Origin of the sequence: Halobacillus kuroshimensis DSM 18393, from assembly GCF_000425705.1 — a bacterium.
Lineage (GTDB): Bacteria > Bacillota > Bacilli > Bacillales > Halobacillaceae > Halobacillus > Halobacillus kuroshimensis.
On the sequence record NZ_AUDY01000008.1, the window covers coordinates 482569 to 497991 of the forward strand.

Consider the following 15423-nt stretch of genomic DNA (forward strand, 5'->3'; position numbering starts at 1 on the left):
AACGAAGAAGGGTACATCATGTGTATAGGAAAAAAGGCCGGCACATTGAAGAAGTGCAATGAATAGCCGGCTTTGTACATATTTTGTATAATGATTGCACAACAGATGTCACATAAGAGAAGGTGAACGTAATGAAAAAGATCGCTGTGATTGGTGCAGGGCCCGGAGGGCTTGCATCGGCTATGATCTTAGCCGCAAAAGGGTACGACGTAAACGTTTATGAAAAACAGCCGTTTGTAGGAGGAAGAAACGGTCATTTTTCTTTAGGAGAATATACGTTTGATATAGGACCGACATTTTTAAGTATGCCGCAGATCATGGAGGAGATCTTTGATATGTCAGGGAGGAACGTCCATGATTATCTCGATTTAAAAGAACTGGCACCAATGTATGAACTGCAGTTTGATGGGAAACGCATCCCGATGTATCGCGATCGGAAGAAGATGATCGAGGTCATCCAGAAACATTTCCCTGGAAATGAACACGGGTATGAGCGGTTTATGGAGGAGACAGGGGAGAAGATGCAGGCGCTGATGCCGCTGCTGCAGACGAAGCATAACCGTCTGACGGACTATGTTTCCAAACGGGCGCTGAAAGCCCTGCCGAAGTTGTCACTGGGAAAATCGGTGTACGATGTCCTCTCCGACTACTTTACGGATGAAAAGTTGAAAATAGCTTTCACATTCCAGGCGAAATATCTCGGCATGTCTCCGTGGGAATGCCCTGGAGCTTTTTCCATTCTATCGTACATGGAACACGAATGGGGCGTTTATCATCCCATTGGAGGCGTGAACCAGCTGTCGAAAGCGATGGCCGCAGTTACAGAAGAACACGGTGGGAAAATCCATTTGAACAGTGGAGTAAAACGCATCCATACAGACCATAACTCCATTTCGAGCCTGGAACTGGATTCCGGAGAAATTGTTAAGGCGGACGAATACATCATCAACGCCGATTTTGCCGAAGCAATGACGAAACTCGTTGATGACGGCGTCCTCCGCAAGCATTCGAAGAAGAAGCTTGAGAACAAAAAATTCTCCTGTTCCACTTTTATGATCTATGTCGGACTGGACAAAAAGTATGAAATGCCCCATCACACGATTCTGTTCGCCGAAGATTACAAGAAGAATGTGGAGGAAATGACCAAAGACCTCGTTTTATCCGATGAACCGTCCATCTATATTCATAACGCCAGTGTCACGGATGATACACTGGCTCCTGAAGGTCATTCGGCTGTTTACATTCTGGCCCCAGTACCGAACAATTATTCTGAAATCGACTGGGAGGATAAGGAAGATACCTTTAAACAGTTGGTCTTTGACGAAATAGAAGCGAAAACCGGTTTCTCAGATATTCGGGATCATATCGTCGTGGAAAAAGTTCTGACACCGAAACAATGGGAAACAGACCATTTTGTTCATCAGGGAGCTACGTTCAGCCTTGGTCACCAACTGTCGCAGATGATGTACTTCCGCCCTCACAACCGATTCCAGGAGCTGGATCACTGCTGGCTTGTGGGAGGAGGAACGCACCCGGGAAGCGGTCTTCCTACGATTTTGGAATCGGCACGAATCACCACCGGATGGATTACAGAGAAAGAGGTGGAGCCGGTATGAGACGTACAGCCATTGTCGGAGGAGGAATAGGCGGACTTGTGACCGCTTTATACTTGTCCAAACAGGAAGAGCGGCACGTGTCGATTTTTGAGAAAAACGATTTTCTAGGCGGCCGTTTAACTTATGAGCGCCATGGCAGTTTCAAGATTGACCAGGGCCCAACCATCGTCCTTCTGCCCGAAATGCTGCTCACTATTATGGAGGAGGCGGGAATTCCGAGAGAGGAAATTCCTATGGAACCGTGTGATCCGTTATATCATATTCACTTTAAAGATGGGTCCACCTATACGAAACATAGAGATCCAGCTCTTCAGAAGGAAGAACTGGAAGCGAAATTTCCAGGCAATGAACAGCATTTCGACCGGTTCCTGCAGGACATGAAAACAAGGTTCCTCCAGGGAAAAGCACAGTTTCTTGAAAAGTCTTTTGTTGAGAAACGGACGTTCTTTTCACGGAAGAACATCAAAACGCTGATGAAGCTGAAAGCTTATCAAAATGTAAAGAAGATGATGCGGACGTATTTCGACGATGAACGTCTTGTAGAAGCCTACACACTCCAGACGCTGTACATCGGCGGTCATCCCGAGCAGTCTCCTGCAATGTATTCGCTCGTTTCCTACAGTGAGCATGAACATGGGATCTGGTATGTCAAAGGAGGGTACGCCCACCTTGTGGAAATCATTCAGAAGGAATTGGAACGCCGCGGTGTTTCGATACACACGAATGCAGAAGTGAGCCATGTGGAGGTGGAGGGAGGAGAAGCTTCTTCCATTACCGTCAATGGAGAAACACGTTCTTTTGATGAATATATCCTGAATGGTGATTTTCCATTAATGGATAAACTGATGCCGGAGAAGAAGCGTCTGAATAGAAAATATACGGCTTCATCCGGATGTCTCCTCCTCTATATGGGTCTTGACCGGATTTATGAAAACAACACGATGCACCAGTTTTTTATGACGTCCGATTTCGACCATCATATGAAACAGGTATTTATGGATAAAGTGCTGCCTGACGAACCATCCTTTTATACGTTCCACCCTTCCATTATCGACGGCTCCCTGGCTCCGGAAGGAAAAGGGGTATTGTATACGCTGATTCCAGTACCGGCTGGAAAGGACGTGGACTGGAACGGAAAAGAAGCATTGATCGAGCACGTGCTGGATGAAATGGAGGCTCGTGGTTTCCCTGAACTTCGAAACCATATCGAATGGATGCGTGTCCGTTCTCCGGAGGAAGCGGCAAGAGACGGTTTGTTTGAAGGCGGCAGTTTCGGGATTGCCCCTACCCTGTTCCAATCCGGCGTATTCCGACCACAACTTCAGCCTTATCCGGTCAGGAATGTATATGCCGTCGGAGCGTCTGTCCACCCCGGCGGTGGTGTCCCTATTGTCATGCAGGGAGCAAAATTATTGGCAGATTATTTGCAATATGGGTCCAAAAAAAGGCATAATTACAAGCGAGGTGTTTAATGATGACGGATTTGAATCAAGCATACCATCATTGTCGAAGGATTATTGAAGAACATTCCAAGACATTTTCCAAAGCATTCGCTATGCTGCCCAGGCAGCAGAAAAAGGCTGTCTGGGCCATTTATGCTTTCTGCCGGCGTGTAGATGATATTGTTGATGAAGGGACGAACCCGAAAGCGGAGCTGGAGGCGTTCGCCTTTGAATTTGACCAATTCCTTGAGGGAAAGCTTGAGCTGAATGATCCGTGCTGGCTCGCTCTGGACGACGTTTTCCGACGTTTCTCTATAGATCCCGACCCATACTACGATATGATCAAGGGCCAACGGATGGACCTGTATCCGACCTTAATTGAGACGAAGGAAGATCTTCTTGATTACTGCTATCATGTAGCGAGTACGGTTGGTCTGATGCTTCTGCCTGTTATTGCTCCCGGGCGTACAGCTTCTTTAAGGCAGGGGGCTGTTGAACTCGGTTATGCGATGCAGTTGACCAACATCCTGCGGGATATAGGAGAAGATGTGGAAATTGACCGCGTATACTTACCAACACAAGTCATGGAATCCTATGGCTATACCTCTCTGGACCTGGAGAATGGAAGGGTGAATGACGCTTTCATACAAATGTGGGAGGACCTGGCTCATGATGCAGAAACCTATTATGAGAGGGCTTTGAAAACCATCCCGGATTATCCGGTTTATTCCAGAGCTCCTGTCGGGGGAGCGGCGAAGATGTATCGTGCGATCCTTCCCACCGTTCGAAAAAATGATTACCAAGTGTTCGGCCGCCGGAATTACGTTTCGGACAAGCAGAAGAAGCAGATCATTGCAGAAATGCAGTGATGCTGCTTCTTTTTTTATGTAGGAAAGGATCTTCGTATGCCCGCATAAGCTGATAGAGGGGAATCCGAGTGAGAATATTATCGATAGTCAGTGCCCTGCTTCTCATTTGCTGGGGAATCAGTTTCTGGATGCAGAAAAAACAGGATGGGCACAAAAAGAAAAGCCGCGGTCTGCGGTGGTTGGAGAAAGTCCGTCTGATGGAACAGTTGTGGGAACCGGTCAAGGAAATTAAAGGGATATCCGTTGCACCGCCTTTAAGAATTGTTGCCGTACACACCCGCCTTACTGACGCTGAAGCTATCCGAAGGCTGAAAACAGCATGGCTGATGGACTGGCGGTATGAAGGAAAAGGTCTGGTGACAGAGTCAAACTCTGTGCTTTTTTACTATGAAGATGGACGTCCGTACTGGGCCTTTCATGAGCTGTGGGGAAATTCTGGAACTGGTAATACAGTAGAAGGCTGTCGTGATTAGCAGCGGGAAAAGGAATGACCGCTGCTTTTTTTATAGGACAAGACTGGATTGACATAGAAAAGGGGGATCTATATGATGGTTGTGTTATGGATAGCAGGAGGCTTATTCGTGTCAGGACTATGCTTACATAAGATATTGAAGAATCTTCTTGTTTTATGGATCTCTGCTATCATAATCGGCTTAGCATGCGGGGCCGTTGCTTCTGCCGGTATTCCGGGACCGCTTCTGTTGGCCTCCTATGGGATGATCTTTCTTACCGGCGCAGGGGTGTCAGGCGGCATCCGTTCTGCGGTCGATTGGACAAAAAGGGAAAGCGGATGATTCATCCGCCGGGGCGTCCGCAGGTATAGTTTTCTATAATATAGCAGATACTTGTAACTATGATCTGTTGTTTATAGAAAGGAGCGTCCTGATGCAGGAGAAGTATTTGATCTACTATCAGGCAAAGTCTGGTGTAGTCAAACGTGTTCCCGTATTTGCTGCTCACCGGGAACAAGCCCGGGAAAGCCATTTAAGAAAGTTTCCTGAAACTAAAATTACACACATCCGATTACTTTAGAAAAGAGACGAAAACCATACGTCTCTTTTTTTTAATGGGTGGTGAAGGGCATGAAAGGGAACACCTGAAGGGATAAAAGGACTAGACAGGAGGAATTGGAAAATGACAAAAGATGAAGAGTTGATTCAGCGGGCGCTTATAATAGCCGTCCGTTCTAAAAAACAAGGAAATGCGCCGTTTGGTGCCCTTCTAGCGAAAGAGGGTACTGTTATTATGGAGGAAGGAAACCAGGTGCATACAAACACTGATCCCACCCATCATGCCGAGCTTGCCTTAATCCGGCGGTTCTGCCGCGAAACAGGGGTGACAGACTTGAGTGAGTATACCTTGTACTCAAGCTGTGAGCCGTGCGCCATGTGCGCTGGTGCCATCGTGTTTGCCGGCGTCCGCCGGGTGGTATACAGCGCTTCAAATAAGCAGATGGCTGAGAAGACAGGCGGGGGAATCATGGTGCCCTGTCAAGACGTTTTCAAAAAGAGCCCCCATCATCCATCGGTGAAAGGGAACGTGTTGAATCGAGAAGGAATAGAGCTTTTTGATTAAAAACCGTCGGAAAATCCGGCGGTTTTTTTTTCATCCCTTTTTGTCGAACACCGGCTGTTTTGCCATGGATTCGACGTATTCTGCGGTTTGAAATATTATTTCATAGTTCGTTTTCCATCTTGAAATTTTCCCTTTTTATTGGTAAAGTTATGAGAAAATTAGAAATATTAACACATAATGACTGAGGAGGAAAGAACTGTATGAAGCTGTATCTTTCTGTCGACATGGAGGGAATTACAGGGGTTCCCGATCACACCTTTGTCGATTCGTCCAAACACAATTATGAACGCGCCAGGAAAATCATGACACAGGAAACGAATCATGTGATTGAAGAAGCGTTTCGAAAGGGGGCCACAGAGATTCTCGTCAACGACAGTCATTCGAAAATGAATAACCTGCTCATTGATGAAATCCATCCGGATGTGTCGCTTATTACAGGAAGCGTGAAACCTTATTCCATGGTTCAGGGACTTGATGCGGGCTTCGATGGCGCGATATTTATCGGCTATCACGCAAGAGCTGCTCAAAAAGGGGTGCTTTCCCATTCCATGACGTTTGGTGTGCGGAACTTTTTCATTAACGACAATCCCGTAGGGGAACTGGGCCTTAATGCTTTGATGGCCGGCTACTACGGCGTGCCCGTCTTGATGGTGGCTGGTGATGATTGTGCAGCAGCTGAAGCGGAAGACCTGGTTCCGAACATCGTGACCGCACCTGTGAAAGAAACCATCTCCCGTACAGCTGTGAAAAGCCTCACACCGAAAAAAGCCGGTGAGCTGCTCCGGGATCGGACTGCTCTGGCCATAGACAAACGGGCGGAAATTAAGCCGCTCCCATCACCGGACACCCCTGAATTGAAAATTGAATTCATGAACTATGGACAGGCAGAATGGGCCCATTTGATGCCGGGAACCAAGCTTGAATCAGATTCAACAACGGTCCGTTTCAAGGCAGCCCACCTATTGGAAGCCTACCAGGCGATGCTCGTCATGACAGAACTTGCGATGCAGGCGACATCAAGCTGAGGGGAGGAAAAACGCGTGGTTACATACATATTGAAACGTTTGGTTTACATGATTGTTACCGTTTTCATTATCGCTACGTTAACATTCTTTCTCATGAACCTGATTCCAGGATCACCGTTTAACGAGGAAAGGACCACTAATGCAGCGGTACAGCAGAATTTGGAGGAGCATTACCATCTAAATGAGCCGCTCGCTGTTCAGTACATTCTCTATTTAAAATCCATCATCACTCTTGATTTTGGTCCTTCGATCAAGCAGCCGACCGAAACAGTGAATTCACTGCTTGGCCGGGGTTTTCCTATCTCGGCTGAACTCGGAATCTGGACGGTTCTGATCGCGCTGGTATCCGGGGTGGCTCTCGGAGTGTTTGCAGCTTTAAAACATAACCATCTCATTGATTACATGGCAATGACCATCGCTGTTCTCGGCATCTCCATTCCAAACTTTGTTCTGGCTACCATGCTGATCCAGCAGCTGGCTGTACAGCTGGAATGGCTGCCGGCAGCGACCTGGAGTTCTCCTGCTCATATGGTTCTCCCTGTACTCGCTCTTGCAACAGGGCCGATGGCGATTATCGCCAGGCTGACTCGATCGAGCATGTTGGAAACCCTGACCCAGGACTACATAAAAACAGCCCGTGCCAAAGGGCTTTCTCCCTACAAGGTCGTTGTAAAACATGCATTGAAAAATGCGTTAATGCCGGTCGTGACCATTATGGGGACCCTCCTTGCAGGAATTTTAACAGGCACTTTTGTTATCGAAAAGATCTTTGCTATTCCGGGCATGGGCAAATATTTCGTAGAAGGGATCAACCAGAGGGACTATCCGGTCATTATGGGAACGACCGTATTTTACAGCGCTTTTCTCGTATTCATGCTGTTCCTTGTTGATATTGCCTATGGCTTTTTAGACCCGCGTATCAAACTTCATAAGGAAGGAGGGAGCAGTTGATATGTCTGCTTTAAAAGAAAAGCAACGGGATGATTCCCATTCATCGATTCCGGATGAGTGGTTCCGGCCAAAAGAGAAAAACATCGATGAGGCTGAGTCTGTTGTCCGTCCTTCCCTTTCGTACTGGGAAGATGCCTGGCGCAGGCTCAGACAGAACAAATTGGCAATGGCAGGGTTTGTTTTTCTCATTCTGCTTGCCGTCATGGCGGTGATCGGCCCATGGATTTCTCCGTATACCGTGTCAGAAGCTTCCCTGGCTGATCAAAATCAGCCCCCATCTCTCAATCACTGGTTCGGGACGGATGAACTCGGCCGTGATGTGTTCACGAGAACGTGGTATGGAGCGAGAATTTCTTTGTTTGTCGGTTTGATGGCCGCCCTGATTGATTTTTTTATCGGAGTCGTTTATGGAGGGATCTCCGGTTATAAAGGCGGCCGTACGGACAACGTGTTGATGCGGATCATTGAAATTTTGTACGGCCTTCCTTACCTGCTCGTTGTCATTCTTCTGTTAGTCGTTATGGGTCCGAGCCTTTTGACCATCATTATTGCTCTTACAGTAACCGGATGGGTGGGGATGGCAAGGATTGTCCGTGGGCAGGTGCTGCAGTTGAAGCACAACGAATTTGTAATGGCTTCCCAGTCCTTTGGTGCTAAAACGAAACGGATCATCCGGAAAAATCTGCTGCCTAATACGATGGGCCCCATCATTGTACAAATGACGCTGACCGTTCCGACAGCGATTTTCGCAGAAGCCTTTTTAAGTTTTCTCGGCCTCGGCATCCAGTCTCCCTACGCCAGCTGGGGAGTCATGGCCAACGATGCTCTCGGTGTCATTTTGTCGGGAGACTGGTGGCGGTTATTTTTCCCGGCCTTCTTTATTTCAGCGACGATGTTTGCATTTAATGTGCTTGGGGACGGGCTGCAGGATGCGCTCGATCCACGTTTAAGGAGGTGAGGATGTTGAACAAAATTCTTGAGATTCATAATTTGCACATTTCCTTTAAGACGTTCGGAGGAGAAGTGCAGGCGGTACGAGGAGTCAATCTCGACTTGTATGAAGGGGAGACGCTTGCAATTGTCGGAGAATCCGGCTGTGGAAAAAGTGTCACAGCCTCAAGCATTATGCGCTTAATCCCGACACCTCCGGGACAGATCAAAGAGGGAAGCATTCTTTTTAAGGGACAGGACATGACGAAATGTTCCGACAAAAAAATGAGAGGTATCCGCGGTGTCGACATATCGATGATCTTTCAGGATCCAATGACAGCCTTGAACCCGACGTTGACCGTCGGTGATCAGCTTACAGAAGGGCTCAGACAGCACCGGCGTGTGACGAAAAAAGAAGCGGATGCCCAGGCTGTGGACATGTTGAACCTCGTCGGCATTCCAAATCCTGATGAACGGATGAAGCAGTATCCGTACCAGTTTTCCGGCGGAATGCGGCAGCGGATTGTTATCGCCATGGCTCTTATCTGTGAACCGGAGCTTTTGATAGCCGATGAACCGACAACAGCCCTTGATGTAACGATTCAGGCGCAGATTCTCCAGCTGTTTAACAAAATTCAAAAGGAAACCGGCGTCTCGATCATCCTGATCACACACGATTTGGGTGTGGTTGCGAAAGTGGCGGACCGAATCGCGGTCATGTATGCAGGTAAAGTCGTCGAAACAGGTACAAGGCGGGAGATTTTTTATGAGCCACAGCATCCCTATACAAAAGGGCTTCTGCATTCCGTTCCCCGTCTGGATCAAAAAGGAGAAAAGCTGATTCCGATTGACGGTACGCCTCCGGATTTGTTTTCACCACCGGAAGGCTGTCCATTTACCGCCCGTTGTCCGGCTGCTATGGAAGTTTGCAGCAGGATTTATCCATATTCAACGGTCCGCAGCGAAACCCATGAGGTGGACTGCTGGCTTCAAGATGAGCGGGCGGAGAAATACTCAGCAACCATTCAATCATAATCAAGGAGAGGGGTAGTACGATGAAAAAGTGGCTGCATGTTTTATGGGGGATTGCAATTATTACTGTGCTGGCGGCCTGTACAGCCAACAGTTCCAGTGAAGAGGACAATGCTGAAGGTGACCAGGCAGAATCAGGAGACACCAAAACATTACTGCTCAATAATGGGGAAGAGCCGACGTCCTTTGACCCTCCGATGGGATTTGATTCCGTTTCGTGGAACGCTTTGAACAATCTGATGGAAGGAATGACCCGGCTCGGGAAGGATCACCAGCCCGAGCCTGCTGCGGCAGAGAAGTGGGAGATTTCTGACGATGGGACCGTCTACACATTTATGATTCGTGAGGATGCCAAATGGTCCAATGGCGACGATTTAACAGCAGGAGATTTCGAATTTGCCTGGAAACGTCTTTTAGATCCTGAAACGGCCTCACCGGCTGCGTTTCTCGGCTATTTCATTGAAGGTGGAGAAGCGTTTAACAATGGAGATGGATCAAAAGAAGATGTGATGGTGGAGGCCGTAAGCGACAAGGAACTGAAAGTGACCCTCTCCTCACCAACCGGTTACTTCCTGAATATTATCTCCAACCCGGCGTTCTTCCCGATTAATGAAAGTGTGGCGGAAGAAAATGCCGAATGGTATGCGGAAGCGGACAGCTTTGTAGGAAACGGACCGTTTACGTTGGATGAGTGGAAGCATGACAGTGAAATGACCTTCAAGAAAAATGAAAATTACTGGGACAAGGATACAGTCAAGCTTGATGAAGTTCACTGGGCCATGGTCAATGATACCAACACAGAATATCAGATGTATGAAAGTGGGGAACTGGATACGACGAACATCCCGGCCGATATGTCTGAAGAGCTGATGGAAAGTGATCAGCTGAAGGTTCAGGATCAGGCGGGCACCTACTTTTATCGTTTTAATGTAAACGAAGAGCCGTTCCAGAACAAGAAAATCAGACAGGCGCTTGCGATGGCTGTCAATCAGCAGGACATCGTCGATTATGTAACGAAAAACAAAGAAGAACCTGCTTACGGATTCGTTTCCTACGGATTTGAAGGCCCCTCCGGTGAAGATTTCCGTGAACAGAATGGAAACCTTGTAGAGTTCAACGCTGAAGAGGCGGAAAAGCTGCTGGAGGAAGGGATGAAGGAAGAAGGCTATGAAGAACTGCCTCCAATCACTCTTTCCTATAATACAAGTGAGTCACATAAGAAGGTTGCAGAAACAATCCAGCAGATGTTCAAGGAACACCTGGATGTTGACGTCACCCTTGAAAATGCAGAGTGGAACGTATTTCTCCAGAATCAAAAAGACTTGAAGCATCAGCTGTCACGGAGCTCCTTTATTGCCGACTATGCCGACCCAATTAACTTCCTGGAAAGTTTCGTCACCGATTCATCCATGAACCGGACGGGCTGGTCCAATGACGAGTATGATCAATTCATTGAAAAAGCGAAAAATGAAACCGATGAAACGAAGCGGTGGGAGCATATGTATGAAGCAGAGAAGATTTTATTTGAAGAGATGCCGATCTTCCCGATCCATTTCTACAACTTCGTTCTGCTCGAAAAAGAAGGCGTATCGGATGTCATCCGTCACCCTGTCGGCTATCTTGAATTGAAATGGGCAGATAAGGAGTAACAACTAAAGGGGCACCCGGCTGAGCCGGGCTTGCCTCTTCTCTATGGAGGAGTCTATGCAGAAACCAAAACGATTACAAAAAGGAGATACGGTCGGGGTGATTGCTCCAGCCAGCCCTCCGGATCTAACGAATTTATCCAATGCGCTGCCATTCCTGCATTCGCTGGGGTTGAACGTCATGATCGGACCAAACGTTAAACGGACATACGGTTATCTGGCGGGCACAGACCGTGAACGTGTGAACGACCTGCATCAGATGTTCAGAGATCCAGCCATTAAAGGGATTTTCTGTGCCGGAGGAGGGTATGGGACCAGTCGTCTGGCGGCTTCCATTGATTACAACATGATCCGCAGAAACCCCAAAGTATTCTGGGGCTACAGCGATATTACTTTTTTACATACCGCCATCCAGCGTCAGGCAGATCTTGTCACATTTCACGGACCGATGTTGAGCTCGGATGTTGGGAAGCCTGACTTTGATGATCGTTCAAAACAGCGGTTTACCCAGCTGTTTCATCCGGAGACATTTACGTATACCAATGAGACATCACCGTTACAAGTGATCTCTAGAGGGACAGCTTCAGGCAGACTTGTGGGTGGAAATCTTTCCCTCCTTGTCAACTCCATCGGATCTCCTTATGAAATCGATACAAAGAACCGGCTTTTGTTGATTGAGGATGTCGGTGAGGAACCATACCGGATTGATTCTTTCTTAAGTCAATTAAAGCTTGCAGGTAAACTCGACGAGGCCTCCGGAATCGTCGTAGGTGATTTCAGTGAGACCGAACCTAAAAAGAAAAAAGAGACGATTGAACTTCAGGAAGTGTTTCGTCATTACTTTGCTGATCTTCAAAAACCGGTCCTCTCAGGATTTAGAATCGGTCACTGCCTGCCTCACTATGCTGTGCCTCTCGGGGTGGAGGCGGAGCTGTGCAGCAGCGCGAAATATTTGAGAATTGCCGCAGGTGTTCAATAACGAAAGGAGGGAAAGCGATGAAAATCCAGTCCGTGGAAACAATGAGGGCGGCCGTTCCATTACACAAACCATTTATAACCGCTCTTCGTACGGTGACCGTCGCCGAATCCATCTATGTGAGAATTGAATTTGATAACGGCCTGACAGGCTGCGGGGAAGCCCCGCCCACCCATGTCATCACAGGGGAATCGCTCGGAGGTATTGAGAACACGATCAAGGAGATATTGACGCCGGTGCTAATAGGCTCCGACATATTGCAGAGAGAAGCCGTGTTTGAGTCTCTCCATAGGAGCTGTGTAGGAAATACCAGTGCCAAAGCAGCCGTCGATATGGCATTATATGATGGGCTTTCTCAAGCTGCCGGACTTCCTCTCTATCAATTTCTTGGAGGATGGACGGACCAATTGGAAACGGATTATACCGTAAGTGTTAATACTCCAGAGGAAATGGCGGAGGACGCTGACGCCTATGTCCAGCAAGGATTCCGCGTCCTGAAAGTGAAAGTCGGTAAAGACAGTATCCACCATGATATTGAACGCATACAAGCTATTCATCAAAGGATAGGGAAAGACGCTGCCATACGTCTCGATGCTAATCAAGCGTGGACGGCTAAAGAAGCTGTTTACGCCATCCGTGAGATGGAAAACAGGAAGCTTCCGATCGAACTGGTGGAGCAGCCGGTTAAAGCGGGAGACATTGATGGACTTAAGATAGTGACGGATGCTGTAAGTACGGTGATTATGGCTGATGAGAGTGTGTTTTCTCCTGAAGATGCCATACGCATCTTAAAAACAGGAAGCGCAGATATGATCAATATTAAATTAATGAAAAGCGGAGGCATCCATAAGGCCCTGAAAATTAATGCGGCTGCTGAAAGCTTCGGCGTCCCTTGCATGGTGGGGAGTATGATTGAAACGAAACTCGGCATTACCGCAGCTGCCCATTTTGCTGCCAGTCAGAAGAACGTAACGAAAGTAGATTTCGATGCTCCACTCATGCTTACAGCAGACCCCGTTGAAGGAGGCGTGCATTACAATCAGTCGGTTATGACTCTGCCAAAAACGCCGGGTCTCGGCATTTCCCGGCTCTCTATGAAGAATACCTGGATTTCATAAAAGGAGGAAGACCATGGCAAAGACACCAGCAATTGAAACAGTCTGGGTGGTGGCCGTCCCAGTAGCGACCGTCTGGACGGCACCAGACTCCCCGAGGGACTGTGATGAAGCAGGCCTATCATCTGTCAGTTCGATGCCCGAATGGCTGAACAAGCTCGATCATAAACAGAAACTGGCGCTCTGCGATGACAATCTCGTTCAATCCCAGCTTTTATACGGCGAAGAAGTGATCGTCGAAGACATGAAGGACGGGTGGGCACGCATTATTATTCCACATCAGGCTTCGAAAAAAGATGCCCGGGGGTATCCTGGCTACATCCCTGAAAGGCAGCTTAGTGCTCTGGCGGATTCCAAATGGAAGGGAAATGGCATGCTTGTTGTCCATGATAAGCAGGCGATGCTTCTGGATGAAAAACGCCAGCCGTTCCTGGAACTCAGTTACCTGACTTCTCTTCCCGTCATTCAAGAGGAGGGCGTGCTGATCAAGGCCCGCACCCCTCATGGGAAAGGCTATGTATCTGCAGAGGCAGTCACGGTTTACCCTTCTGGTGAAGCGGTCCCGAAAGGCAGTGGAGCTGCCATTATAGAATCAGCAGAAACCTTCCTTGATCTGCCTTATTTCTGGGGAGGGATGAGTGCATATGGGTTTGACTGCTCAGGTTTCGCTTATGCGCTGCACAAAGCTCATGGCTACATCATTCCGCGTGACGCCACTGACCAAGTGACCAAAGGAGTGGAAGTACCGATCGATCAAAAGCAGCCTGGCGATCTGCTGTTTTTTGCCTATGACCAAGGTCAGGGACGTGTCCACCATGTCGGGTTCTATTATGGAGACGGAAAAATGCTTCACTCTCCGAATATAGGGAAGAGCATTGAAATCATTGAGCTGAAGGATACAATTTATGAAAAAGAACTGTGTGCGGTACGAAGATACTGGGAGGAAGCGGAGGAGGCAGGATGACGATGGAAAAAGTATTGGAAGTCAAACAATTGAAAAAGCACTTTGACATCGGCAGAAACAAATCGTTGAAAGCTGTGGACGGCATTAGCTTTGATGTATATGAAGGGGAAACGTTCGGCCTTGTCGGGGAGTCCGGGTGCGGCAAATCGACCACAGGCCGTACGATGATGAATCTGTATTCCGCCACAGCTGGAGAGGTTCTATATAAAGGGAAAAGTGTTCATAACCGTAGTGAACAGGAGCAGTTCCACTTGAAAAGAGAGATGCAGATGATCTTTCAGGATCCTTATGCTTCTTTAAACCCAAGATCCACAGTAGCGGAAATTATTGCGGAACCCATGGAAATTCACAAGCTCTTCCGAACAAAGCGGGAGCGGATGGAACGGGTGTATGAACTGCTTGAAGAAGTCGGGCTCAATCGTGATCATGCCAATCGATATCCACACGAATTCAGCGGCGGGCAGCGGCAGCGGATCGGGATTGCCCGCGCTCTTGCTCTTGATCCATCCGTCATTATTGCTGACGAACCTATTTCTGCGCTCGACGTTTCTGTTCAGGCTCAGGTGGTCAACCTGTTGGAGAGGCTGCAGGAGGAGAAGGGGCTCACTTATTTGTTTATTGCCCACGACTTGTCTATGGTGCAGCATATATCCGACCGCATCGGGGTGATGTATTTAGGTCACCTCGTCGAGCTGACAACCAGTGACCAGCTTTATAAAAAACCCCTCCATCCTTATACAAAAGCGCTGTTGTCTGCGATTCCAATTCCTGACCCGGATTTGGAAGATGAGCGCGAACAAATGATTATTGAAGGGGAAATTCCCAGTCCGATTGATCCTCCGAGCGGGTGTGTGTTCCGGACAAGGTGCCCGGCAGCAATGGACCGTTGCGCAAAGGAAGTACCAAAATGGCAGGAGGTTGAAGGTGGACACCATGTAGCCTGTCACTTGTATAACGAAGACGATAGGTCAGGGAAGGATTTACGGAGCCGATCTATATCCCTTTCCTGATGCATTTCTTATTTTTTTGAAACGATTGGCTGCTTGTTTCGTATGGACAGAAGAAGGAGGCAGCCTGGTGAAAAAATATCTGATTTTTATAAGTAGTTTTATCGTACTCTATTTTTCCTATCAATATCTCTCTGGTATGATTTTGACGATCCAATATGATCCTGAGACAGGCGGAGCAGGAAGTGGTCCATCCCATCTGTTGATCCTTGTCGTGATGGCCACCGTATCCTATTTCCTGTCTTGTCTGCCAAAAAGAAAACAGGCATAAACTT

16 protein-coding genes are annotated in these 15423 nt (G+C 47.9%); all 16 read left to right on the top strand.

Translation table 11 applies throughout. The features are described from left to right. Nucleotides 1–131: 131 nt before the first annotated feature. The 16 genes from H615_RS0104345 to H615_RS20885 all read left to right on the top strand — a co-directional run bounded on the left by H615_RS0104345 (nucleotide 132) and on the right by H615_RS20885 (nucleotide 15419). Nucleotides 132–1616 carry a phytoene desaturase family protein gene (locus H615_RS0104345; protein ID WP_027953990.1) on the top strand — a complete coding sequence of 495 codons (1485 nt, stop codon included), beginning with the start codon at nucleotides 132–134 and terminating at the stop codon, nucleotides 1614–1616. After that, entirely contained in the window at nucleotides 1613–3088 is a 1476-nt protein-coding gene (locus H615_RS0104350) for a phytoene desaturase family protein (protein ID WP_027953991.1), read from the top strand. The genes H615_RS0104345 and H615_RS0104350 overlap by 4 nt, the downstream gene beginning before the upstream one ends. Before the next feature lie 2 nt (nucleotides 3089–3090). Beyond that, nucleotides 3091–3927, top strand: coding sequence for a phytoene/squalene synthase family protein (locus H615_RS0104355; protein ID WP_027953992.1), 837 nt, complete (start codon nucleotides 3091–3093; stop codon nucleotides 3925–3927). A 68-nt stretch (nucleotides 3928–3995) separates the two neighbouring features. Then, on the top strand, nucleotides 3996–4400 hold the full coding sequence (locus H615_RS0104360; protein ID WP_027953993.1) for a hypothetical protein: 405 nt from the start codon (nucleotides 3996–3998) through the stop codon (nucleotides 4398–4400). Nucleotides 4401–4508: 108 nt separating this feature from the next. Continuing rightward, complete coding sequence (locus H615_RS0104365) at nucleotides 4509–4721, top strand: hypothetical protein (RefSeq protein WP_156896441.1); 213 nt, start codon at nucleotides 4509–4511, stop codon at nucleotides 4719–4721. 340 nt (nucleotides 4722–5061) lie between these two features. Next, a complete protein-coding gene (locus H615_RS0104375; RefSeq protein WP_027953995.1) occupies nucleotides 5062–5502 on the top strand; it encodes a nucleoside deaminase in 441 nt (146 codons plus the stop codon). A gap of 200 nt (nucleotides 5503–5702) precedes the next feature. Then, on the top strand, nucleotides 5703–6527 hold the full coding sequence (locus H615_RS0104380) for a M55 family metallopeptidase (RefSeq protein ID WP_027953996.1): 825 nt from the start codon (nucleotides 5703–5705) through the stop codon (nucleotides 6525–6527). Between the two features lie 15 nt (nucleotides 6528–6542). Continuing rightward, nucleotides 6543–7478, top strand: coding sequence for an ABC transporter permease (locus tag H615_RS0104385; RefSeq protein WP_027953997.1), 936 nt, complete (start codon nucleotides 6543–6545; stop codon nucleotides 7476–7478). Between the two features lies 1 nt (nucleotide 7479). Beyond that, the gene (locus H615_RS0104390) at nucleotides 7480–8436 is read left to right on the top strand and encodes an ABC transporter permease (RefSeq protein WP_027953998.1); all 957 of its coding nucleotides are present in this window, start codon (nucleotides 7480–7482) and stop codon (nucleotides 8434–8436) included. Nucleotides 8437–8441: 5 nt separating this feature from the next. Further along, nucleotides 8442–9443: an ABC transporter ATP-binding protein gene (locus tag H615_RS0104395; RefSeq protein WP_027953999.1), complete on the top strand. Its 1002-nt coding sequence runs from the start codon at nucleotides 8442–8444 to the stop codon at nucleotides 9441–9443. Between the two features lie 20 nt (nucleotides 9444–9463). Continuing rightward, nucleotides 9464–11089 carry a peptide ABC transporter substrate-binding protein gene (locus H615_RS0104400; protein ID WP_027954000.1) on the top strand — a complete coding sequence of 542 codons (1626 nt, stop codon included), beginning with the start codon at nucleotides 9464–9466 and terminating at the stop codon, nucleotides 11087–11089. Between the two features lie 55 nt (nucleotides 11090–11144). Further along, nucleotides 11145–12065, top strand: a complete 921-nt coding sequence (locus tag H615_RS0104405; RefSeq protein ID WP_027954001.1) for a S66 peptidase family protein — start codon at nucleotides 11145–11147, stop codon at nucleotides 12063–12065. Between the two features lie 17 nt (nucleotides 12066–12082). Beyond that, on the top strand, nucleotides 12083–13180 hold the full coding sequence (locus H615_RS0104410; protein WP_027954002.1) for a dipeptide epimerase: 1098 nt from the start codon (nucleotides 12083–12085) through the stop codon (nucleotides 13178–13180). 13 nt (nucleotides 13181–13193) lie between these two features. Continuing rightward, nucleotides 13194–14141, top strand: a complete 948-nt coding sequence (locus tag H615_RS0104415) for a C40 family peptidase (RefSeq protein WP_027954003.1) — start codon at nucleotides 13194–13196, stop codon at nucleotides 14139–14141. Then, the gene (locus tag H615_RS0104420) at nucleotides 14138–15151 is read left to right on the top strand and encodes an ABC transporter ATP-binding protein (protein ID WP_027954004.1); all 1014 of its coding nucleotides are present in this window, start codon (nucleotides 14138–14140) and stop codon (nucleotides 15149–15151) included. The genes H615_RS0104415 and H615_RS0104420 overlap by 4 nt, the downstream gene beginning before the upstream one ends. Nucleotides 15152–15218: 67 nt before the next feature. Beyond that, nucleotides 15219–15419, top strand: coding sequence for a hypothetical protein (locus tag H615_RS20885; protein WP_035531264.1), 201 nt, complete (start codon nucleotides 15219–15221; stop codon nucleotides 15417–15419). Nucleotides 15420–15423 lie beyond the last annotated feature (4 nt).

Bases quoted from the DNA above. Each gene is read 5' to 3' on its own strand.
- H615_RS0104345 (WP_027953990.1), top strand. From the start codon at position 132: ATGAAAAAGATCGCTGTGATTGGTGCAGGGCCCGGAGGGCTTGCATCG.
- H615_RS0104350 (WP_027953991.1), top strand. From the start codon at position 1,613: ATGAGACGTACAGCCATTGTCGGAGGAGGAATAGGCGGACTTGTGACC.
- H615_RS0104355 (WP_027953992.1), top strand. From the start codon at position 3,091: ATGACGGATTTGAATCAAGCATACCATCATTGTCGAAGGATTATTGAA.
- H615_RS0104375 (WP_027953995.1), top strand. From the start codon at position 5,062: ATGACAAAAGATGAAGAGTTGATTCAGCGGGCGCTTATAATAGCCGTC.
- H615_RS0104380 (WP_027953996.1), top strand. From the start codon at position 5,703: ATGAAGCTGTATCTTTCTGTCGACATGGAGGGAATTACAGGGGTTCCC.
- H615_RS0104390 (WP_027953998.1), top strand. From the start codon at position 7,480: ATGTCTGCTTTAAAAGAAAAGCAACGGGATGATTCCCATTCATCGATT.
- H615_RS0104400 (WP_027954000.1), top strand. From the start codon at position 9,464: ATGAAAAAGTGGCTGCATGTTTTATGGGGGATTGCAATTATTACTGTG.
- H615_RS0104405 (WP_027954001.1), top strand. From the start codon at position 11,145: ATGCAGAAACCAAAACGATTACAAAAAGGAGATACGGTCGGGGTGATT.
- H615_RS0104410 (WP_027954002.1), top strand. From the start codon at position 12,083: ATGAAAATCCAGTCCGTGGAAACAATGAGGGCGGCCGTTCCATTACAC.
- H615_RS0104415 (WP_027954003.1), top strand. From the start codon at position 13,194: ATGGCAAAGACACCAGCAATTGAAACAGTCTGGGTGGTGGCCGTCCCA.
- H615_RS0104420 (WP_027954004.1), top strand. From the start codon at position 14,138: ATGACGATGGAAAAAGTATTGGAAGTCAAACAATTGAAAAAGCACTTT.